Below are 19839 nucleotides of genomic sequence, written 5' to 3'. Positions count from 1 at the left end.
AGCGCCTTTGTCTTTCAAAATAGCTGTCTAACGCCCTGCGGTAGGGGACGAACGATACGCCGTTGTTTCAAGCGGATTTCGCCAGGAGTGGTTCACCGGCGGCACGACTTTCGATTAGGCCGAGGATGACGTCGGTCACGCGTGTGATCTCGTCCTCGGTCATATCGTGGTAGCTGGGCAGGTTGACGGCGCGTTCGGGGATGTCCCAGGCGTGGCGGTTGCCGCGTTTTTCTACGAACATCGGCAGGCTGGATAGCGGATGGAAGAAGACGCGGGCGTCGATACCGGCTTTGTTAAAAGCCTGCTGCAGCATTTCGCGGGTAATGCCGATGTTGCGGTCGAAGACGGCGGTCGGCATCCAGGCGCCGTTCACCGTGCCCGCTTCCTCGGGGTTCAGGCTGATGCCCTGACAGGCTGAGAGCTTCTCGGCATAGCTTGCCAGGATTTCTCGCTTACGGGCGATGAGGTCTTCAATGCGCTCTAGCTGGCCGCAGCCGAGAGCAGCCTGGATGTTGGACATCTTGTACTTGAAGCCGACATCGTCGGGCCAGAACTGCTTCACCTGGCCACGCGCCCGGCCGTGATTGCTGAGCGTCAGGACCTTTTCGAAGAGATCGGCATCGCTGGTAACGAACATGCCGCCTTCGCCGGTTGTTAGCGTCTTGGTGCCGTGAAACGAGAAGGTGCCGAACAGGCCCATCGATCCGCCTCGGCGATCGTACCAGACCGAGCCGATCGCTTCCGCGGCATCCTCGATAACCGGGACGCCGTGACGGCGGCCGATATCGAGCAGGCGGTCCATGTCGCAGAGATTGCCGTAAATATGAGTGGCAACGATCGCCTTGGTCTTGGCCGTGATATGGCGTTCTGCATCTGCCGGATCGATGCACCAGCTGTGGGGCAGGATATCGACGAAAACCGGCGTTGCGCCGAGATGAACGATGGGGGCAGCCGTGGCGATCCAGTTGGTATCGGCGAGGATAACCTCGTCGTCCGCGCCGATGCCGAGAGCTGCTAGGCCCATATGCATGGCACCGGTGCAGCTCGACGTGGCGATCGCATGGCTGACGTCGAGATGCTTGCGAAAACCGTCCTCGAACCGGACGATATAGTCGTAGCAACGTTCGCCCCAGCCGTTGGCGGCCGCGTCTGCAGCGTAGGCAACCTCAAGCTCGGTGATCGACGGCTTGGTGTAGCAAATTCTCGGCATCTTCGCGTTCATGCAGCTTTGCCGCTTTCGTCGCGCAGGACGCCACCGCAGATCAGACCGACCGGAGCCATCATCTTCTTGGCGATCGCGTAGAAATCGGCCGGTGTCTGGGCTCCGCCGACGAAGCGGTCGACCAGCAGCGCGCGGGCATGCAGGCCGCGCCGTGTATCCCTTGCCCGGATTTCGTGGAATTCCGGACGAAAGAGTGGCGTCAGATGGCCGCCTTCGAACGCATTCAGCGCAGCGAAGTAGGAATTGCCCTTGCTGACATAGGCTTCCCGGTCGGTTTCCATCATGCAATCGATCATCAACGCGCGCACGAAGGCCTCGTTGCCACCGGCCCAGGCGTTGCCGAGTTCGCGAAGCACATGGAACTGCACTTCGGCCACGGCGCCGGCAAGGCCGAGGCCAGAATGGAAGGGGAAGTTCCAGGGGTGCAGGGATGGCTGAGCCACGAAGGGCGTTACGCCGATCACCGACATGGGGCGCTGCGAGAAGGCAAGCTCGTTTGCAAACAGGAGCACCTTTGCGGCCCATTCATATTGCGGCACCGGTGTCGACCAGTCCTGCGGCTCGGGCAATTGCAGCAGCGTGTCGACCAGCGAGCGGCGAATGGCGGCGTGATAGAGGCCGAACGGCATCTTCGGGCAGTTGAGGCTATCCTCCCAGTAGAAGAAGGCCTTCAGCATAGCGGTCTTGTCGAGTGTCTGGATATGAGAACTCGCCGGGATCGCGACCGAGCCTGTTTTACCTGGCTCGGCATGGCGGTCGATCTGGAAGGCGTTCCAGGCAAGGGCATCGGCGCCGGGCGAGCTGGTTTCGAGAAAGGCGACCATGATCGACAGGTCGCTTTCGAGCATATCGTCGGGATTGACCAGTGTCACCCAGTCGCCGGTGGCGGCGGAAACCGCGCGGCGCCACAGGAACTGGCGGGTCGTGCCTTGGCCCGTATCGGTGATCCTTACGCGTCCATCGCTGGAGGCGGCGCCGAGAAGCGCATCGGAGAGCGAGATATCCGATGGTTTCGCCAGGACGATCTCAAGATCCGCGTTGCGGTTTTCCAGAATTGCGGTCACGAGCGGCAGGGCCTCCTGCGCGGTCGTTTCCACGGGAATGCAGATCGAGAGTTTGGTCATGACTTGCCTCGTGCCTGTCGCGGTCCTTGCCGAACGGCCGACGCGCGGCCAATCCGGAAAATGGTCACATCAGCAGGCAAGTAGCATCTGCGCGGAGGAGGGTGCGGTCCTGTCTCCCGCTGGAAGCCATTGCCTGCTGATATGTGCCTTAGAGATAGCGCAGGAAACTTGAGCGAGGCTTTGCATCAGGCGCCGAGCGTGAGCTTGATGGCGAAGCCGACGATGCTGACGGTGGCCACGCCGAGGAGCCACAGAGCGGCGAACCACAGGAGCTTTTTCGGCAGACTGTTCTCGGTCATCAGTGGTAACCCTCCTCGGGATCGACCTTTCCGCGGAAGACCCAATAGGCATAGACGGTATAGATCAGGATAATCGGCACCAGCACGAGTGCGCCAACGAGCAGGAAGGATAAGCTCGAATCCGGCGCTGCCGCATCCCAGATGGTGACCGATGGCGGCACCATGAAAGGATAGAAGCTGATGCCGATGCCGGCATAGCCGAGCACGAAAAGGCCGAGCGCCGCAAGGAAGGGCTGGGCGTCACGCTTGCTGCGGATGCCCGTCACGAGCAGAGCGAAGCATCCCAGCACCAGAGCCGGCACGATGACGCTGAAGATGGCCGTCGGCCAGCCGAACCAGCGCTCCAGATATTGGGGTTTGAGGAACGGCGTCCAGAGACTGACGATGCCCATGGCCGCAATGGTGGCAAAACAGGTGCGCAGCGCAATCCTGCGGGCCTTTTCGGCAAGCTCGCCGGTGGTCTTCATGATCAGCCAGGTCGAGCCGAGCAAGGCATAGCCGATCAGGATCGCAAGGCCGGTGGCGATGGAGAACGGCGTCAGCCAGTCCCACCAACTGCCGGCATAGGCGCGGTTGACGACCGGGATGCCCTGAACCAGCGCACCGAGCGCGATCCCTTGCGAGAAAGCCGCGAGCGCAGAGCCGCCGGCAAAGGCCCAGTTCCACAGGAACTCGCCGCGTCTGGTGCGCCAGCGATATTCGAACGCGACGCCGCGGAAGATCAGGCCGAGCAGCATGGCGATGATTGGGGCGTAGAGGGCTGGCAGAATGATCGAATAGGCCAGCGGGAAGACGGCAAGCAGGCCGCCGCCGCCGAGCACCAGCCAGGTCTCGTTGCCGTCCCAGACGGGTGCGACGGAATTCATCATCACGTCACGGTCGCGCTTTTCCGGAAAGAACGGGAAAAGGATGCCGACACCGAGATCGAAGCCATCGAGGATGACATAGGCGAGCACTGCAAAGGCGATGATGGCCGCCCAGATGAAGGGGAGATCAATGGCCATGATGCGTGCTCCCATGTGTGCTTCCGGCATGTGCGGCAGCGGGGCCGGGCATGATGCCCGAGGTTCGGATCGGTCCTTCGTCGAGATCGGGCATCGGATCGCGCGGCAGGCGCTTCATCAGCCTGAGAATGTAGAAGGTGCCGGCGCCGAAGACGAGGAAATAGACGATGATGAAGGCGATCAGCGAGGCGGCGACGGCCGGTGCTGCGATGGGCGAGATCGATTGGGCCGTCAGAAGCTGGCCATAGATCGTATAGGGCTGGCGGCCGACCTCGGTGGTGATCCAGCCGGCTAGCACGGCGACGAAGCCGGCCGGGCCCATCAATACCGCGGCGCGGTGCAGCCAGTCGCTGCTGTCGAGCGTGCCCCTCGCCCGACACCACAAGCTCCAAAGGCCGATGCCGAGCATGGCGAAACCCAGGCCGACCATGACGCGGAAGGACCAGAAGATCACGGCGACTGGCGGATGGAGGTTATCCGGGATGGTGTCGAGGCCGGCGAGCGGCGCATTCAGCTCGTGTTTCAGGATCAGGCTGGAGAGCTTCGGGATTTCGATCGCGTAGTCGACCCGCTTTTCCGCCGAATTGGGCAGGCCGAACAGGATCAGAGGGGCGCCGTCCGGATGGCTCTCGTAATGGCCCTCCATCGCCATGACCTTGGCGGGCTGATGTTCCAGCGTGTTGAGGCCATGGAAGTCGCCGGCCAGAATCTGGATCGGCGCGACGATCGTCGCCATCCACATGGCCATCGAGAACATGGTGCGCGAGCGGCGGGGTGCCGTGTTTTCCAGGAGATGCCAGGCCCCGACCGCGCCGACGACGAAGGCGGTGGTGAGGTAGGCGGCAAGCACCATATGGACGAGACGATAGGGGAAGGACGGGTTGAAGATGACCTTCCACCAGTCGAGCGGAATGAACTGCCCCGCCTCGTTCATGCCGAAGCCGGCGGGCGTCTGCATCCACGAGTTCACCGCAAGGATCCAGGTGGCCGAGATGAGCGTCCCGAAGGCGACCATGAACGTGGCGAGGAAATGCAGTTTCGGGCCGACCCGGTGGAGGCCGAAGAGCATGACCCCCAAGAACCCGGCTTCGAGGAAGAAGGCGGTCAGCACCTCGTAGCCCATCAGCGGCCCGATGACCGGCCCCGCCTTGTCGGAAAAGACGCTCCAGTTGGTGCCGAACTGGTAGGACATGACGATGCCCGAGACGACCCCCATGCCGAAGGCGACGGCGAAGATCGTTTTCCAGAAATTGAACAGGTCCATGTAGACCTGATCCTTCTTCCACAGCCACAACGCTTCCAGCACCGCGAGATAGCTCGCAAGGCCGATGGAGAAGGCAGGGAAGATAATGTGAAACGATACGGTGAAGGCAAACTGGATACGGGCGAGCAACGTCGCGTCAAAGCTCTCGAACACGGCACAATCCTTTCGAGGGTGGTCACCGTCCCTTGGCCTCTCCGCCATGGCCTGTCCCGGCGGTAGCGGATATGCTCGGCGCCTGAACCCTTGACACATAATCTGCGGCAGAGGTGCGAAACGTCAATGACATCGCTGCAACCATAGTGTCACACTGCGACAATCTTCCGCCTGCGACATAGTTGCGCCCCGGCAGCATGGCGATCGCGACAGCGCGCATTTTCGTCAACTTGTCACGGGTTTTGAATCGGATTTTCGTAAAAATGCGAATTGCGTAAAATTGTAGATATCGGTTTAAGCGGCCTGCAAACAGTCAAAGCTATGGTCTTCCCATCGGAGAACGAAACCGGCCAAATGGTTTCGCAGCATGATGCGCCTCCCCACCGCCCGGAATGAATCCGGCAGGCAAAACCGACGGTGTCCGGACAGGGGCAGACGAGCGGGACAAACCAGGGACAGGGTTATGTTGAAACATATCTCCATTGCGATCGCCATGTCGATCGCCATTGCCGCCACGGCCACAGCACCGTCGCAGGCCATGAGCATTTCCTCCGCCGCCCGTTCCATCAGCGCTTCCATGCCGGTGCGCACGGTCGAGTTCAGCGAGCGGGCGACACTTTCCAACCGGCTTTTCTGCCTGCAATACGGCAATGAATGCCGCACCTCGAGCCGCAACGTCGTCGCTTATACGAGCAAGCTGCGCACGGTGCTGGCTTCGGTCAACCGCAGCGTCAACCGCGTCATGCCGGACATCCGGGCGCGCCGCGAATTCCTCTCTTTCAATCCGCTGCCGGGTGCCGGCGACGATCACGCGATGATGAAGCGCAGCCAGTTGATCCGTGCCGGCCTGCCGGCAGGCGCCCTGCGCCTCGCCAGCGTCACGACGCCGGAAGGCCGCAGCCATTCCGTGCTGGTCGTTGCGACGTCGAGCGGCGAGTTCGTTCTCGACCATCGTCAGGCGTCGCTCATGAAACGCCGCGACACCGGCTACAGTTTCGCCGCGTTGCGTTCGGTTCGCTTCTTCGATTGATCGGTGCCGCGCGAGTAGTAGCTTCGATCCTGACTTTTGCCCAAGACTGTCCCGACTTGCCGCAGGAATGTCCCTTCCTGCGGCCTTTTTCGTTTTACGGGCGCGCCAGATAGGCTTCCGCCAGCTCTGTCCAGAAGGCGGCGCCGATCGGCAGCAGGTCGTCGTTGAAATTGTAGGCGGGGTGATGCAGCGGCTTTTCGCTGTCCGATCTCGCCGAACCGAGGAAGAAGTAGGTGCCTGGTCTTTCCTGCAGCATGTAGGCGAAATCCTCGCTGCCCATGTAGGGGCGGGCGAGATCGACGACTTTGTCGGCGCCGGCGAATCGCACGGCGAGGTCACGGACGAAAGCGGTCTCTGTCTCGTGGTTGATCGTAGCATCGTAGCTGCGCTGGTAATCGACCGTCGCGGACATGCCGAAGCTTGTCGCCTGATTCTCGGCAATGAGGCGAATGCGACGCTCCAGTTCATCGCGAACCTTCGGGTCGAAGGAGCGGATGCCGATGACGATCTCAGCGCGTGCGGGAATGATGTTGCTGGCCGAGCCGCTATGGAACGAGCCAACGGTGACGACGGAGGGATCCATCGGGTGGATATTGCGCGAGACGATCGACTGCAGCGCCATGACGATCGAGGCGCCGCAGACGATCGGGTCGGCGGTTTCCTGCGGTTCGGCGCCGTGGCCGCCGCGGCCATGGACGGTGATCTTGCATTCATCGACGGCCGCCATGACCGGCCCCTCGCGGAAAGCGAACTGGCCGAAGGGCAGGCCGGGTTCGTTGTGAAGCGCAAATACGGCGTCGCAAGGGAATTTGTCGAACAGGCCGTCGTCCATCATGAGCTTGGCGCCGCCGAAATTCTCCTCGGCCGGCTGGAAGATGAGGTGCACGGTGCCGTCGAAAGTCTTGCGTTCGGCGATGGCGCGGGCCGCGCCGAGCAGCATGGTCGTGTGCCCGTCATGGCCGCACGCATGCATCAGGCCAGGGGTTTTCGAAGCATAGTCGAGCCCGGTTTCCTCGAAGATCGGCAGGGCGTCCATATCGGCGCGGATGCCGATGGAGCGGCTGCTGGTGCCATTCTTCAACGTGGCGACGAGGCCGGTCTTGGCGAGGCCGCGCGTGACCGTATAACCGAGACCCTCGAGACAGGTGGTGACGAAATTCGAGGTGCGAACTTCCTCCAGCCCCAGTTCCGGATGGGCATGGAGATCGTGGCGAATGGCGACCAGTTCCGGCATGGAGTTGGCGAGGTTCACATTCAAGGTCATGTCAGGCACCACGGGTTGGTATGCGGTTTTCAAGGGTTCGGAAGGCGACGACGAGAATGCCGGTGAGGCACATGTAGATCAACGCCAGGAGCAGAAGCGGTTCATAGGTGATGTAGGTGTCCTGCCGCACCTTGGAGATGACGGCATAGACATCGATGACCGTAATGGTAGCGACGAGCGGCGTGGCTTTCAACTGCAATACGGTCTCGCCGTTCAGTGTCGGCAGCGCGCGGTGGATGGCGCGGGGCAGCCAGATGCGGCGAAACAGGGTCCAGCGGCCCATGCCATAGGCGCGGGCAGCCTCGATCTCTCCGGCGGGAACGCCGGCAAAGGCGCCACGCATGACTTCGCCCTCGTAAGCCGCAAAGGAAATCGTCAGCGCCGCGACGCCATAGGGCCAGGATTCGCGCAGGTAGGGCCACAGGAAGGAATGGCGGATTGCCGGAAACTGCGGGAACACCGAGCCGAGGCCATAATAGAGAAGCCAGAGTTGCAGGAGCAGCGGCGTGCCGCGGATGATCGTGCAGAAGCCGCTGGCCAGCGCCTTCAACGGCCAGGGGCCGGTCACCTGCACGAGCCCGAGCGGCACCGCCAGCAGGAAACCGAGGATCGATGTGCTGAACAGCATGGCGAGGGTGACGATAATACCGTAACCGAGCCGCGGCAGATATTGCGGCAGCCAGTCCCAGCGCATGAACCAGACGATGCAGAAGACCAGCGCAGCGACAATGAGGAGAAGCACGATGCGGTGCGGCTTGAAGAAGCTGCCGGCGGTCGGCAGGTCTTCCGGCAGGATCGCCATGGCATGGGTGGTGACATCGGGCGGCATGGCGTCTGTCATGACTGCTCCACGAACCCGCGCCGGGCATGACGCTCGATGATTTTGATGAAGACGTTCGAGACAAGCGTCAGCGCCAGATAGAGAGCGCCGGCAGCGCAGAAGAACAAGATGTAGGCCTTGGTCGCGCCGGCCGCCTGCCGGGTGACCAGCGTCAGTTCGGAGAAGCCGACAACCGCGAGAAGGGCGGTGTCCTTGGTAGCGATCAGCCAGAGATTGGAAAGACCGGGGATCGCATAGGGCAGCATGGCGGGCAGGGTAACGCGGGTCATGACCTTGAACGGCGACATGCCATAGGCGCGGGCGGCCTCGATCTGCCCGGCAGGCACGGCCTTGATGGCACCGCGCAGGACTTCGGTGGAATAGGCACCCTGGACCACGCCGATGACGAAGATGCCGGCGGCGAGGCCGCTGATATCGATGGTCCCGATACCGATCAGGCCGAGTACGTGATTGAGGGCGTCGGTGCCGGCATAATAGAGTAGCAGAATGAGAACGAGTTCGGGAACCGCGCGCACGATCGTCGTGTAGCATTCCATCAGATCGCGCAGGATCGGGCCACCGTAGAGCTTCCCGAACGCGCCGCCGACGCCGAGCAGCAGGCCGAAGGCATAGCCGCCGATGGCGATCTGGATCGAATTCAGCAAGCCGTTCAGCAGCACACCACCCCAGCCGGGTGGTTCGAGTGCGAGAAGACCCCAGTTTATGAACGAGTCGACTGCCATTGACCTCGACCTTTGCGCAGGTGTTTGCGCCTCACCCTAGCCCTCTCCCCGCGAACGGGGAGAGGGGACGATGGAGCTTGCCGCTTGTCCCTTCTCCCCGTTCGCGGGGAGAAGGTGCCCGACAGGGCGGATGAGGGGCTTGCGTTAACAGCCCTCACCGAACCCGTCAGCCGCCGTAGATGTTGAAGTCGAAATACTTCTTGGAGAAGGTGTCGTACGTGCCGTTTTCACGGATCGCCTTGATCGCGGCGTTGAGCTTGGCCTTCAGCTCGTCCTCACCCTTTCGCAGGCCGATGCCGACGCCGGCGCCGAGGATGGCCGGATCGTCCTTGACGTTGCCTTTCATCTCGCAGCAGTCCTCGCCCTGGTCGCTCTTCAGGAAGGCATCGAGCGCGATCGCATCGGCCTGCACGGCATCGATGCGTCCGGCGGCGAGATCGTTGTTGGCCTCGTCCTGTGTCTGGTATTCCTTCACCGTCGCGCCGTTCTCGCCGAAATACGTGTTGGCGTAGTCCTGGTGGATGGTCGAGACCTGGACGCCGATCGTCTTGCCCTTCAGGCCCTCCGGGGTGGCGTCGAAGGCTTCGCCTTTCGGCCCGATGATGCCGGTCGGGGTGTTGTAATACTTGTCGGAGAAATCGATCGTCTTCAGACGCTCCTCGGTGATCGACATCGAGCCGACGATCATGTCGATTTTCTTCGAAGTCAGCGCCGGAATGATGCCGTCCCAGGCGACGGGCGTGATCACGCAGTCGAGCTTGGCCTCGGCGCAGACGGCCTTCTGGAATTCAACTTCCCAACCTTCCCAATTGCCGGAGGCGTCCGGCGAGGTGAAAGGCGGATAAGGCTCTGCGGCAAAGCCGACCTTGACCGGTTCGGCCGATGCGGCACCGGTGGCAGCGATGCCGACAGCGAGCGACAATGCGGTGGTCCTGGCGATGGTCTTGGCGATGGTCTTGAACGTCTTCTTCATGCTGTTTCCCTTATTTGTTTTAGTGGATGGAGCTGATGAATTTTTTCAGGCGTTCGGATTTCGGAGCGCCGAAGATCTCGTCCGGCGATCCCTGCTCGTCGATGACGCCGTCGGCCAGAAAGACGATGTGATTGGCGACGTTGCGCGCGAATTTCATCTCGTGGGTGACGAGGATCATCGTGCGCTTTTCCCGGGCAAGGTCGCCGATGACGGTCAGCACCTCGCCGACGAGTTGCGGATCAAGTGCCGAGGTCGGCTCGTCGAACAGCATGACCAGCGGCTGGATCGCCAGGGCACGGGCGATCGCCGCGCGCTGCTGCTGGCCGCCGGACAGGAAGGCGGGATAGCCGTCGCGTTTGTCGAACAGCCCGACGCGGCGCAAGAGCGCCTCGGCCGTCGCGATCGCCTCGTCCTTGGGTTTGCCGAGCACATGGACCGGAACTTCGATGATGTTCTGGAGGATGGTCATGTGCTGCCAGAGATTGAAGCTCTGGAAGACCATGCCGAGCTGGGTGCGCAGCCGCTGGACCTGTTTGCGGTCCGACGGCATGAGGCCGCCATGGCCGTCCTTCTTCATGGCAATGGTTTCGCCATGGATCGTCACCGAGCCGGACGTCGGCAATTCAAGCATGTTGATACAGCGCAGGAAAGTCGACTTGCCGGAACCGCTGCCGCCGATGATGGCGATGACATCGCCCTCATTTGCCGTCAGTGAAACGCCCTTGAGCACCTCGAGCGGCCCGAAACGTTTGTGGAGGTTTGTAACCGCAATCGCCTGGGCTGGTTTCGTCATGAAAAATCTGCCCCGATGAGGCAGAGAGCCGGTCTTGAACGCATGAAAACAGTTCCCCTGATTTTCTTTTCGTGCGGCATTTTTGCCTGTCACGCTGTTCCATGAAGGCCATCGTGGCACTTGTGTGGAAATTATTCAACCGTATAATAACGCCAGCGCTGCATTTTTTGGCAGCCCCGCCACATGATCAAATTTCCAACAGGAGCAGACGATGACGACTTATGGTTCGCAGGAGATGTCGGCCAATCTGATGCGTGTGCTGATGCGTCGGCCGGGTGCGAGCCTAGCTTCCGCCGATCCCGCGAAGTGGCACTATGGCCCGACTTTCGATGGCGAGAAGGCGGTGCGCCAGTACCATGAATTTGCAGGCCTGGTCGAAAAGTCCGGTGCCGAAATCCTCTGGCTGGAAGACAAGGGCGACGGGCTTGCGGACGCGATGTTCACGCATGATCCGTCGCTGATGTCGGACCATGGCGCCATCCTCCTGCGCATGGGCAAGCCGCTGCGCGAAAAGGAAACGGCGCTGCACGAGGCAGCCTACAAGAACGCCGGCATCCCGATCCTCGGCCGCATCGAATCGCCCGGCACTATCGAAGGCGGCGATTGCATCTGGCTTGATGCCGAGACGCTGGTCGTCGGCCGCGGCGTGCGCACCAATGAGGAGGGCATCGCCCAGCTCTCCGAAATACTCGAGCCGCATGGTATCACCGTGCTCGGCTACGACCTGCCGCTCTGGCACGGCGAGGAAGCCTGCCTGCATCTGATGTCGGTGATGAGCCCGCTGTCGCGTGATCTGGCGCTGGTGTTTGCGCCGCTTTTGCCGGCATCCTTCTACCAGCTGCTGAAAGAATGGGGCATCACCCTGATCGAGGCACCGGCCGATGAATTCCATGCCAGCAACGGGCTGAGCCTCAACGTGCTGCCGGTCAGGCCGAACGAGGTGATCATGGTCGCGGGCTTCCCCAAGACGAAGGCGGCGATGGAAGCGGCCGGCTGCAAGGTCGAGACCTTCGAGGCCGATGCGCTCTGCATCGCTTGCGAAGGCGGCCCGACCTGCCTGACGCGGCCGGTTCTCAGGCGGGCTGCATGAACCGCCGAACGTTCCATCGCGCGCCGGAGGGAGAGCGGCGGCAGGAACTGATCCGGGCGACGCTCGATACGATCGCCGCGCTTGGCCTGAGAGGCGCGACGGTGCGCGCCATCGCCGTCCGGGCCGGCGTGACGGCGGGGTTGGTCCGCCACTATTTCACTTCGAAAGACCAGATGGTGGCCGAGGCCTATCGTTTCATGCTGGCGACTTTCGCGGCAAAGGCGGCGGACATCGCCGGCGACCCGAGGACGCGGCTGAGGGCGTTCATCACCCTCAACCTAACGGCTCCGGTCGCCGACAGCCACAGCCTGTCGCTCTGGGCTTCCTTCATCAGCCAGGTGCGCGTGGACCCGGAACTGGCTGCGATTCACCGCGAAGGCTATCTCGGCTTTCGCAACGACCTGCAGGGGCTGATCCGCGATTTTCTCGAAGCGGAAGGCCGGCCGGCGGGTGAAGCGGACTGCCGCCGCCATGCGATTGCCATCAATGGCATGATAGACGGGCTCTGGCTGGAGGGATGCCTTGCGGGCGAACTGTTCGAGGAGGCAGAACTGGTGACGATCGCGCTGTCGTCGATCGAGGCGCTGCTCGGGCTGCCGCTCGGCCGGGGCGAACAATAGGGTACCGCGCATCCACCGGGACGCGCCGCAACAATTTGACTGAGGGCAGGAGATACCCATGCGCTATTCATCGATCACCGACCGCCTGGCCGATCTCGGATCCGAGAAGTGGGCGCTGCATATCCGCGCCCGGCAGATGCAGGCGAGCGGAACCGACGTCATCCAGCTGACGATCGGCGAGCCCGACATGCCGCCGGACGCCTCGCTGCTGGCCGAGGCGCAGCGGGCGATGAACGCCGGGCGCTACCGCTATTCCAACGGCCGCGGCGAACCCTCAGTCGTCAATGCGCTGACGGCGCGCTATGCCAAGCGGCGCCCGGACGTGACGCCGGAAAACGTGCTGTGCTTTCCCGGCACGCAGACGGCGCTGTTTGCCGTGATGCTCGGCCTCGTCGAAGCGGGTGACGGCGTGCTGGTCGGCGATCCGCTCTATGCCACCTATGACGGCGTCATCCAGTCGACCGGGGCGCACCGCGTCACCGTGCCGCTGAAGCCCGAGCACGGGTTCCACATGCAGGCTGCCGATCTCGAACGGGCGGTGACGCCGGCCTGCCGGGTGCTGCTCCTGAACACGCCACACAACCCGACGGGTGCGGTGCTGACGGCTGAGGAGATCACCGCCATTGGCGACGTCTGCCGCAGGCACGATCTCTGGATCGTCTGCGACGAGGTCTATGAGGAGCTGATTTTCGGCGGGGCGTTCGCTTCGCCCTTCGACAATCCGGGCCTTGCCGAGCGGACCATCGTCGTTTCGTCGATTTCCAAATCGCACGCCGCACCGGGCTTCCGCAGCGGCTGGGCCATCGGCCCGGTGGACTTCGCCAGCCGGCTGCTGCCGGTATCCGAAACCATGCTGTTCGGCGTCCAGCCCTTCATTGCCGACATGACGGCCTATGCGCTGAGCCACGAGATCGGCACGGCATCCGCCATGCGCACCGCCTATAAGGCGCGGGCCGACCGGATTGTGCAGGGACTTCAGAACGTGCCCGGGATCGTGCCGCTGCCGCCAGAAGCCGGCATGTTCATCCTCATCGACGTGGCCGGCACCGGCCTGACGGGCGACGCCTTCGCCTGGATGTTGCTGGAGGAAGAGCATGTCGCGGTCATGCCGGGCGCTTCCTTCGGCAAGGAGGCAACCTACTTCATCCGGGTCAGCCTGACGGTGCCGGATACGGCGATCGATGAAGCCTGCGGACGGATCACAAGGCTGGCGATCCGCCTTCTTTCGCCCAGGGAGCGCCGCGCGTGACTGAAACGATCAAGACCGTCGGCGAGGTGCTGGTCGATCTGCTCGAAGCCAATGGGGTCGAAGTCGTCTTCGGCATCCCGGGCGTGCACACCGTCGAGCTCTATCGCGGCCTTGCCGCCTCGAAGATCCGCCATGTGACGCCGCGCCATGAGCAGGGTGCGGGTTTCATGGCAGACGGCTATGCGCGCGTGAGCGGCAAGCCGGGCGTTGCCCTCGTCATTACCGGGCCGGGGCTCACCAACACGATCACGGCGATGGCGCAGGCGCGGCAGGATTCGATCCCGATGCTGGTCATCTCCGGTGTCAACCGGCGGGATTCGCTCGGTCATGGCCGCGGCCTGTTGCATGAGTTGCCGGACCAGCACGGCATGATCAAGACGCTGGCGCTCTATTCGCAGACGCTGCTCAATCCGGCCGATCTTGCGCCGGTCGTCGAGCGCGCTTTCGCTATTCTGATCTCGGGACGGCCGGGGCCGGTACATATTGAAATTCCGACCGACGTGATGAGCGCAAAGATAGCGCCACCCGTCCTGCGCAAGGCCACCGCGACGCGGCCGCGCGCCGATGCCGAGACCCTGCAGAAGGCTGCGATCCTGTGCGGCGATGCGCAGCGCCCGGTCATCATCTGCGGTGGTGGTGCGATCACTGCGGAGGCGGAAATAACGGAACTGGCCGAGCGCATCGGCGCGCCGGTGATCATGACCGTCAATGCGCGCGGCATGCTGGCGGGCCATCCGCTGCGGGTGCCCGCAAGCCCGAGCCTGAAGGCCGTGCGGTCGCTGATTTCCGACGCGGACCTGGTGATCGCGCTCGGGACCGAAATGGGCCAGACCGACTACGACATGTATGCCGATGGCGGCTTTCCGATCCTCGGCAATCTGATCCGCACGGATATCGATACCGCCCAGCTCGCACGCGGTCCCCATGCGGCGCTGTCGATCCTGTCTGGCGCCAAGGCCGCGACGGCTGGAATGCTGGTGTTCCTGACGGCGAAGCCCGCCGTCAGGGGCAAGGAACGGGCGGCGGCAACACGCAAGGCGGTGCTGGCCGAGCTTACGGCCAAGATGCGTGCGGAGATCGCCGTCATCGATGCCATCTATCAAGTCTTGCCGGATTGCACGATCGTCGGGGATTCGACACAGGCCGTCTATGCCGGCAACCTCTACTGCGATGCGCCGCGCGCCAAATCCTGGTTCAATTCGGCGACGGGTTTCGGCGCGCTCGGTTATGCACCGCCTGCGTCCGTCGGCGCTGCCGTGGCCGATCCGGAGAAGCCCGTCGTCTGCCTCGTCGGTGATGGCGGAATCCAGTTTTCGCTGGCGGAACTCGGTTCGGCGGCAGATGCCGGTGCCAATGTGATCTTCCTTGTCTGGAACAATGACGGCTATCAGGAGATCGAAAGCTACATGGTCGAGGCCGGGATCATCCCTGAGGGCGTCAAACCATCGGCGCCCGATTTCCTCCTCGCTGCCGGAGCCTATGGGGTGCCCGCGGTGCGGCTTTCGAAGGCTGGCGATCTTGCCGCGGCGCTGGTCGAGGCTCGTAAACGCGGCGGTCCGTCGCTGATCGAAATCCATCAGACGCGAACGGCGGGGGTAACGGCTTGAGGATGTTGGCAACGAGAATGTTCAATCGCGGCACCGGGTGGTAAGATTTGACTTTGGCCACGTCTGGTGGTTTTTAGGCCCGCTTGTGCGCTGAATCGGTGCGCAGTCCGGCGATTTGCAGTGAAAACTGCCGCCAAGGGGAAGGACGATGTCCTTGATGGGCATGAACGGCAACAGGATCGATCGCAGCCAGGCGGGCAGGCTTCTTGCCGTGCTCTGGATTCTGGCGGCAGCACTTGCCATGCAGTTTGTGGCATCGGCACAGATATTCTCGTCGCGCTTTTCCGCTCAGCAGAGCACCGGCAATTTTTCAACTCCGGAAAGCGGCACCTCCGACACGGCGCTCTCTCGTCATGTGGTTCGGGCCTTTCCCGTTACCGATCTCCGCTTCATGGCGGATCGCAGCGATGGCAAGGTCCCGCCCGGCGGGACGGGGCCGTTCATGCTGCCGGCGCCGATCGTCGTTTCAGCCGTGGCTTACGGCCGAAGGCCGGTCATCACGTTTGCCCAAGCGGCGATAACAGGGACGCAGGGTAACGCTACTCGCGTTCGCGGCCCCCCGGTGTTTAGCGCCTGAATGCTGTCCTTGCGGGCAGTGTTGCGCGCCAGCACGACTTTCTCTTTACGCATCACCACCAGTTGTCCCGGGCCTTTGCCTGAGGGACGCGGGTTATAATGGAACATCAATATGCGCACTTCCAAATGGGCCATCCTGGCCTATGTCGCGATTACCCTCTTCGGGATACTCGCGGCGCTTCCAAACGTTTTGCCGGTGGCTGTGCAACAGCAATACGCCGCCCTCCTGCCGGTCAAGCCGGTCACGCTCGGCCTTGACCTCAAGGGCGGCTCGCATCTGGTTCTCGAAGTCGATGCGGCCGGCCTTCGCAAGGCGCGGCTGAACACGCTTCTCGACGATATCCGCGGCGCGCTTCGCGCCGAGCGGGTGCCGACCTCCTCGGCACGCATTGCCGGTGACTCGATCGCCGTCAAGATTGCCGATCAGGCCGACCGCGAAAAGGTTCTGCCGAAGATTCAGGAATTGGCAGCGCCGGTCGGCGCGCTTGGTTTCGGCGCGGCAAGCTCCGATATCGAAGTCGTAACGGCCGACGATACGATCACGGTGAAACTGACGGAAGCCGGCCTCAGCGAACGCATGACCGCCGCCGTCGATCAGAGCCTCGAGATCATTAGGCGCCGTGTCGACCAGGTCGGCGTCGCCGAACCCCTGATCCAGCGCGTCGGCTCGGACCGTATTCTCGTCCAGCTGCCGGGCCTGCAGGATCCGACCCGACTGCGCCAGCTTCTGGGCTCGACCGCGCAGATGAGCTTCCATATGGTCGATACCTCGGTCGATCCGAACACGACGACACCGCCGCGCGGCGTCGATATTCTGCCCGGCGCCAATGACGGAGCGAAATACGCGGTTGAAAGCCGCGTGGCGATTTCGGGTGAACGTCTCGCCGACGCCAAGGCCGGTTTCAACCAGCAGACCAACGAACCGATCGTTTCCTTCACCTTCGACAGCCAGGGGGCGCGGCAGTTCGCCGAAATCACCCGCGACAATGTCGGCCTGCCTTTCGCGATCGTTCTTGACGGCAAGGTTCTGACGGCGCCGCGCATCAACGAACCGATCCCGGGCGGCCAGGGCCAGATCAGCGGCAATTTCACCGCCCAGGAAGCAACCGTTCTCTCGGCCCTGCTGCGCTCCGGCGCCCTGCCGGCACCGCTCACCATTATTGAAGAACGCTCCGTCGGCCCGAACCTCGGTTCGGATTCGATCCGCATGGGCATCTACACCGGTCTGGCCGGCTTCGCGCTCGTTGTCGCCCTCATGGTCATTCTCTACGGTGCCTGGGGTATGATCGCCAATGTCGGTCTCCTGCTCCACACCATCCTGACGATCGGCGTGCTCGGCATGCTCGGCTCGACGCTGACGCTGCCGGGTATCGCCGGTATCATCCTTGGTATCGGTATGGCAGTCGACGCCAACATCCTGATCAACGCCCGTATCCGAGAGGAAACGGAAGGCGGGGCAGGGGCGATGAAAGCCCTCGATATCGGCTTCAACAAGGCCTATGCCACCATCATCGACAGTAACGTCACGACGCTTTCGGGCACCATCCTGCTCTTCATGTTCGGTACCGGCCCGGTTCGCGGCTTTGCCGTCACCATGATGCTCGGCATCGTCATCTCGATGTTCACGTCGGTGACCATCGTCCGCCTTCTGATGCGCGAAGTCGTTGTGCGCCGGAAGATGAAGAAGCTCGAGATCCCGTCGCTGTTCGGCGGTGTACCGCATCTGCCGAAGATTTCCTTCATGAAGGGCCGCTACGTCGCTATCGGCATGTCCGCCTTCCTGTCGGTTAGCTCCGTCGTCCTGTTCTTCACGCCGGGCCTCAACTACGGCATCGACTTCTCCGGTGGTATCCAGGTGGAAACCACGTCGAAGAACAAGCTGGAGCTGGCAACCCTGCGCCACGAGCTCGAAGGGCTCAATATCGGCGAAGTGGCGCTGCAGGAATTCGGCCAGGGACAGTCGGTCCTGATCCGCGTCCAGCGTCAGCCAGGCGGCGAGCAGGAGCAGACGGTTGCTCTCAACAAGATCAAGGACACGGTCGCCAAGGTCGTGCCGGATGCAAGCTTCGAGCGCACCGAAGTCGTCGGCCCGACGATCTCAGCGGAACTGGCCCGCTCCGGCTTCCTCGCCGTCGCGCTCGCGATGCTGGCGATCCTGCTCTACATCTGGTGGCGGTTCGAATGGCACTTTGCTGTCGGAGCCATCGCGGTGCTGCTTCTCGACATCACCAAGACGATCGGCTTCTTCGCGCTGACCGGCATCGACTTCAACCTGACGGCCATCGCCGCCCTTCTGACGATGATCGGCTATTCGGTGAACGACAAGGTGGTGGTCTATGACCGCATGCGTGAAAACCTGCGCAAATACAAGTCGATGCCGTTCGCCGACCTGATCGATATGTCAATCAATCAGGTGATCGCGCGATGCATCTTCACGTCGATGGCGACGGCGTTGTCCCTGGTGCCGATGGCGATATGGGGCGGCGACGCCGTCAAGAGCTTCGCCTGGCCGATGATTTTTGGCGTGATCGTGGCCACGACCTCGTCGATCTATATCGGCGGACCGATCCTTCTCTTCCTTAGCCGCTGGTGGAAGGATCGCGAATCGACCCGTGCGCCGGCGGTCGAGACCGCGAAGAACTGATCGCTCTTAATATGGAAAAATCGAAAGGGCGGCCTCGGCTGCCCTTTTTTTGTCCCATCAATGGCCTACATAGTTTCCACGAATGGATGGGAGAAATGCTCCGAAGTTAGATTTTCATTCTTCGATGTCGCAGTTTTCGAACATGATCTGCTGCGTTTGACGGGAATGGTGAACGAAAGAGTATTATCTTCCAAATGTTGCCAATTTTAATTGACTAAATCGGTGGTCTATTCTACTTTGTGATCATCCGCTGTCGGCTGAACCGACGCGGGCGTCTGTAACTTGCCCGGAAAACACACCAACCGGGTCCTAGCCGAAGGAGAGAGCCATGTTTGCCAATGACCACATCGCCGCCTTCCGAGGCACGCGTTCCTATTGTCGCGCAATGAAAGACCTCTGCATTTGTCCTCTCTGGCGAATGTGAATCCAAGCAGTCCTTCTTTGAATTTGTGCACGATTTTGAATGATCCGCGCTCGCCGCGGAAGGAGCGTTATTCCATGAATAAGCAGGTTATAGAGTTCGGCGGAGAAGCCGTTGGTGTCGTGGTTCCGGATGCAGGCCGGTTGAAGTTCGTCGCGGTGAAGTACTATGTCTGGGATCTGGATTCGCGGCATTTCCACTCGGCTGACGAGGCCAGGGCGGCGGTCCGTAATCTGATGGCTTCGCAGAGGGAGCGGCGGCCTGTGTCGCAGTCTCCCGGCTCAGCGGTCGCTTACGCCGTTGCCTAAGCGACAAATCTGCGCGAAAACCGCAGTTGGGCCATCTTTTCACTAAATCGGTATATTGGCACGGCTTCTCATGTGATATGCCAATTTATGTGATGGCAATCAGCAGACAGGCGCCGTTTTTCAGTGTGCCTGTTTGTGAACAGAGCGAATTGCGATGCTGACGAAAAAGGGAAAATACGGATTGAAGGCTTTGGTCGATTTGGCCCGCCTCGATCCGGGCGAGACCGCCTTCATTACCGAAATTGCAAGCCGCAACAATATTCCGAAGAAATTTCTCGATACCATTCTTCTGGAACTCAGGAACGCAGGTATCCTGCGCTCAAAGAAGGGTCCTGGCGGTGGCTATTCGTTGTCGCGTCCGGCGTCTGAAATCCGCATCGGTCAGGTCGTGCGCACGCTCGACGGCCCGCTGGCGCCGATCCGTTGCGCAAGCCGCACGGCTTATGAAGTCTGCGACGACTGTAACGATCCGGATACCTGCGAGGTCCGCCGATCGATGACGACGGTCCGCGACGCCGTCGCCGATATTCTCGACACGATGACACTGGAAGATTTTGTCAGCAATCCGGGTCAGCCGATTCTCCCGGAAGATGAACTCATTGCGAAACGCGCAAGCTGAGGCTGAGCCCGGTATT

General features: G+C 62.0%; 18 protein-coding genes. 9 read left to right on the top strand and 9 right to left on the bottom strand.

Translation table 11 applies throughout. From position 1 onward, the window contains the following. Positions 1 to 67: 67 nt before the first annotated feature. The 4 genes from ACSQ2W_RS04880 to ACSQ2W_RS04865 all read right to left on the bottom strand — a co-directional run bounded on the left by ACSQ2W_RS04880 (position 68) and on the right by ACSQ2W_RS04865 (position 5066). Positions 68 to 1222, bottom strand: a complete 1155-nt coding sequence (locus ACSQ2W_RS04880) for a DegT/DnrJ/EryC1/StrS family aminotransferase (protein WP_436085249.1) — start codon at positions 1220 to 1222, stop codon at positions 68 to 70. Continuing rightward, positions 1219 to 2346: a hypothetical protein gene (locus ACSQ2W_RS04875; protein ID WP_436085248.1), complete on the bottom strand. Its 1128-nt coding sequence runs from the start codon at positions 2344 to 2346 to the stop codon at positions 1219 to 1221. Before ACSQ2W_RS04875 ends, ACSQ2W_RS04880 begins: the two co-directional genes overlap by 4 nt. Before the next feature lie 298 nt (positions 2347 to 2644). Then, entirely contained in the window at positions 2645 to 3649 is a 1005-nt protein-coding gene (cydB, locus tag ACSQ2W_RS04870) for a cytochrome d ubiquinol oxidase subunit II (RefSeq protein ID WP_436085247.1), read from the bottom strand. Next, positions 3639 to 5066, bottom strand: a complete 1428-nt coding sequence (locus tag ACSQ2W_RS04865) for a cytochrome ubiquinol oxidase subunit I (protein WP_436085246.1) — start codon at positions 5064 to 5066, stop codon at positions 3639 to 3641. The genes cydB and ACSQ2W_RS04865 overlap by 11 nt, the downstream gene beginning before the upstream one ends. Positions 5067 to 5529: 463 nt before the next feature. Between ACSQ2W_RS04865 and ACSQ2W_RS04860 the strand changes: the two genes are divergently transcribed. Further along, positions 5530 to 6096, top strand: coding sequence for a transglutaminase-like cysteine peptidase (locus ACSQ2W_RS04860; RefSeq protein WP_436085245.1), 567 nt, complete (start codon positions 5530 to 5532; stop codon positions 6094 to 6096). Between the two features lie 94 nt (positions 6097 to 6190). Here the strand turns inward: ACSQ2W_RS04860 and ACSQ2W_RS04855 are convergent, their stop codons facing one another. From ACSQ2W_RS04855 to ACSQ2W_RS04835, 5 genes are all read right to left on the bottom strand, one after another. Then, the gene (locus tag ACSQ2W_RS04855; RefSeq protein ID WP_436085244.1) at positions 6191 to 7360 is read right to left on the bottom strand and encodes a M20 aminoacylase family protein; all 1170 of its coding nucleotides are present in this window, start codon (positions 7358 to 7360) and stop codon (positions 6191 to 6193) included. Position 7361: 1 nt separating this feature from the next. Beyond that, complete coding sequence (locus tag ACSQ2W_RS04850; protein ID WP_436085243.1) at positions 7362 to 8201, bottom strand: ABC transporter permease; 840 nt, start codon at positions 8199 to 8201, stop codon at positions 7362 to 7364. After that, a complete protein-coding gene (locus tag ACSQ2W_RS04845; protein WP_436085242.1) occupies positions 8198 to 8923 on the bottom strand; it encodes an ABC transporter permease in 726 nt (241 codons plus the stop codon). The genes ACSQ2W_RS04850 and ACSQ2W_RS04845 overlap by 4 nt, the downstream gene beginning before the upstream one ends. Positions 8924 to 9089: 166 nt before the next feature. Then, on the bottom strand, positions 9090 to 9896 hold the full coding sequence (locus ACSQ2W_RS04840; RefSeq protein ID WP_436085241.1) for a transporter substrate-binding domain-containing protein: 807 nt from the start codon (positions 9894 to 9896) through the stop codon (positions 9090 to 9092). Positions 9897 to 9915: 19 nt separating this feature from the next. Then, the gene (locus ACSQ2W_RS04835) at positions 9916 to 10689 is read right to left on the bottom strand and encodes an ABC transporter ATP-binding protein (RefSeq protein WP_436085240.1); all 774 of its coding nucleotides are present in this window, start codon (positions 10687 to 10689) and stop codon (positions 9916 to 9918) included. 211 nt (positions 10690 to 10900) lie between these two features. On the opposite strand from ACSQ2W_RS04835, the gene ACSQ2W_RS04830 reads away from it, so the two are divergent. The 8 genes from ACSQ2W_RS04830 (at position 10901) to ACSQ2W_RS04795 (ending at position 19823) form a co-directional block, all read left to right on the top strand. Next, positions 10901 to 11779 (top strand): dimethylarginine dimethylaminohydrolase family protein, encoded by an 879-nt coding sequence (locus tag ACSQ2W_RS04830; protein ID WP_436085239.1) that lies wholly within the window; start codon positions 10901 to 10903, stop codon positions 11777 to 11779. Then, positions 11776 to 12399: a TetR family transcriptional regulator C-terminal domain-containing protein gene (locus ACSQ2W_RS04825; RefSeq protein ID WP_436085238.1), complete on the top strand. Its 624-nt coding sequence runs from the start codon at positions 11776 to 11778 to the stop codon at positions 12397 to 12399. The genes ACSQ2W_RS04830 and ACSQ2W_RS04825 overlap by 4 nt, the downstream gene beginning before the upstream one ends. A gap of 58 nt (positions 12400 to 12457) precedes the next feature. Then, entirely contained in the window at positions 12458 to 13648 is a 1191-nt protein-coding gene (locus ACSQ2W_RS04820; RefSeq protein ID WP_436085237.1) for a pyridoxal phosphate-dependent aminotransferase, read from the top strand. After that, entirely contained in the window at positions 13645 to 15255 is a 1611-nt protein-coding gene (locus tag ACSQ2W_RS04815; RefSeq protein WP_436085236.1) for a 5-guanidino-2-oxopentanoate decarboxylase, read from the top strand. Before ACSQ2W_RS04820 ends, ACSQ2W_RS04815 begins: the two co-directional genes overlap by 4 nt. A gap of 148 nt (positions 15256 to 15403) precedes the next feature. Then, positions 15404 to 15832, top strand: a complete 429-nt coding sequence (locus ACSQ2W_RS04810; protein ID WP_436085235.1) for a hypothetical protein — start codon at positions 15404 to 15406, stop codon at positions 15830 to 15832. A 111-nt stretch (positions 15833 to 15943) separates the two neighbouring features. Further along, positions 15944 to 18475, top strand: a complete 2532-nt coding sequence (gene secD, locus ACSQ2W_RS04805; RefSeq protein WP_436085234.1) for a protein translocase subunit SecD — start codon at positions 15944 to 15946, stop codon at positions 18473 to 18475. 498 nt (positions 18476 to 18973) lie between these two features. Further along, positions 18974 to 19204, top strand: a complete 231-nt coding sequence (locus ACSQ2W_RS04800) for a hypothetical protein (protein WP_436085233.1) — start codon at positions 18974 to 18976, stop codon at positions 19202 to 19204. Positions 19205 to 19358: 154 nt separating this feature from the next. Further along, the gene (locus tag ACSQ2W_RS04795) at positions 19359 to 19823 is read left to right on the top strand and encodes an RrF2 family transcriptional regulator (RefSeq protein WP_113005777.1); all 465 of its coding nucleotides are present in this window, start codon (positions 19359 to 19361) and stop codon (positions 19821 to 19823) included. Positions 19824 to 19839 lie beyond the last annotated feature (16 nt).

Source organism: Pararhizobium sp. LjRoot255, from assembly GCF_964252905.1.
Taxonomy (GTDB): Bacteria; Pseudomonadota; Alphaproteobacteria; order Rhizobiales; family Rhizobiaceae; genus Pararhizobium.
Note: the sequence above shows the minus strand (reverse complement) of the source record. Positions and strands in the feature narration are given on the sequence as shown.

What these genes read in the sequence shown, in the direction of transcription:
- ACSQ2W_RS04880 (WP_436085249.1), bottom strand. Translation starts at nt 1,222, where the DNA reads ATGAACGCGAAGATGCCGAGAATTTGCTACACCAAGCCGTCGATCACC.
- ACSQ2W_RS04875 (WP_436085248.1), bottom strand. Translation starts at nt 2,346, where the DNA reads ATGACCAAACTCTCGATCTGCATTCCCGTGGAAACGACCGCGCAGGAG.
- cydB (WP_436085247.1), bottom strand. Translation starts at nt 3,649, where the DNA reads ATGGCCATTGATCTCCCCTTCATCTGGGCGGCCATCATCGCCTTTGCA.
- ACSQ2W_RS04860 (WP_436085245.1), top strand. Translation starts at nt 5,530, where the DNA reads ATGTTGAAACATATCTCCATTGCGATCGCCATGTCGATCGCCATTGCC.
- ACSQ2W_RS04855 (WP_436085244.1), bottom strand. Translation starts at nt 7,360, where the DNA reads ATGACCTTGAATGTGAACCTCGCCAACTCCATGCCGGAACTGGTCGCC.
- ACSQ2W_RS04850 (WP_436085243.1), bottom strand. Translation starts at nt 8,201, where the DNA reads ATGACAGACGCCATGCCGCCCGATGTCACCACCCATGCCATGGCGATC.
- ACSQ2W_RS04845 (WP_436085242.1), bottom strand. Translation starts at nt 8,923, where the DNA reads ATGGCAGTCGACTCGTTCATAAACTGGGGTCTTCTCGCACTCGAACCA.
- ACSQ2W_RS04840 (WP_436085241.1), bottom strand. Translation starts at nt 9,896, where the DNA reads ATGAAGAAGACGTTCAAGACCATCGCCAAGACCATCGCCAGGACCACC.
- ACSQ2W_RS04835 (WP_436085240.1), bottom strand. Translation starts at nt 10,689, where the DNA reads ATGACGAAACCAGCCCAGGCGATTGCGGTTACAAACCTCCACAAACGT.
- ACSQ2W_RS04830 (WP_436085239.1), top strand. Translation starts at nt 10,901, where the DNA reads ATGACGACTTATGGTTCGCAGGAGATGTCGGCCAATCTGATGCGTGTG.
- ACSQ2W_RS04825 (WP_436085238.1), top strand. Translation starts at nt 11,776, where the DNA reads ATGAACCGCCGAACGTTCCATCGCGCGCCGGAGGGAGAGCGGCGGCAG.
- ACSQ2W_RS04820 (WP_436085237.1), top strand. Translation starts at nt 12,458, where the DNA reads ATGCGCTATTCATCGATCACCGACCGCCTGGCCGATCTCGGATCCGAG.
- ACSQ2W_RS04810 (WP_436085235.1), top strand. Translation starts at nt 15,404, where the DNA reads ATGTCCTTGATGGGCATGAACGGCAACAGGATCGATCGCAGCCAGGCG.
- secD (WP_436085234.1), top strand. Translation starts at nt 15,944, where the DNA reads ATGCGCACTTCCAAATGGGCCATCCTGGCCTATGTCGCGATTACCCTC.
- ACSQ2W_RS04800 (WP_436085233.1), top strand. Translation starts at nt 18,974, where the DNA reads ATGAATAAGCAGGTTATAGAGTTCGGCGGAGAAGCCGTTGGTGTCGTG.
- ACSQ2W_RS04795 (WP_113005777.1), top strand. Translation starts at nt 19,359, where the DNA reads ATGCTGACGAAAAAGGGAAAATACGGATTGAAGGCTTTGGTCGATTTG.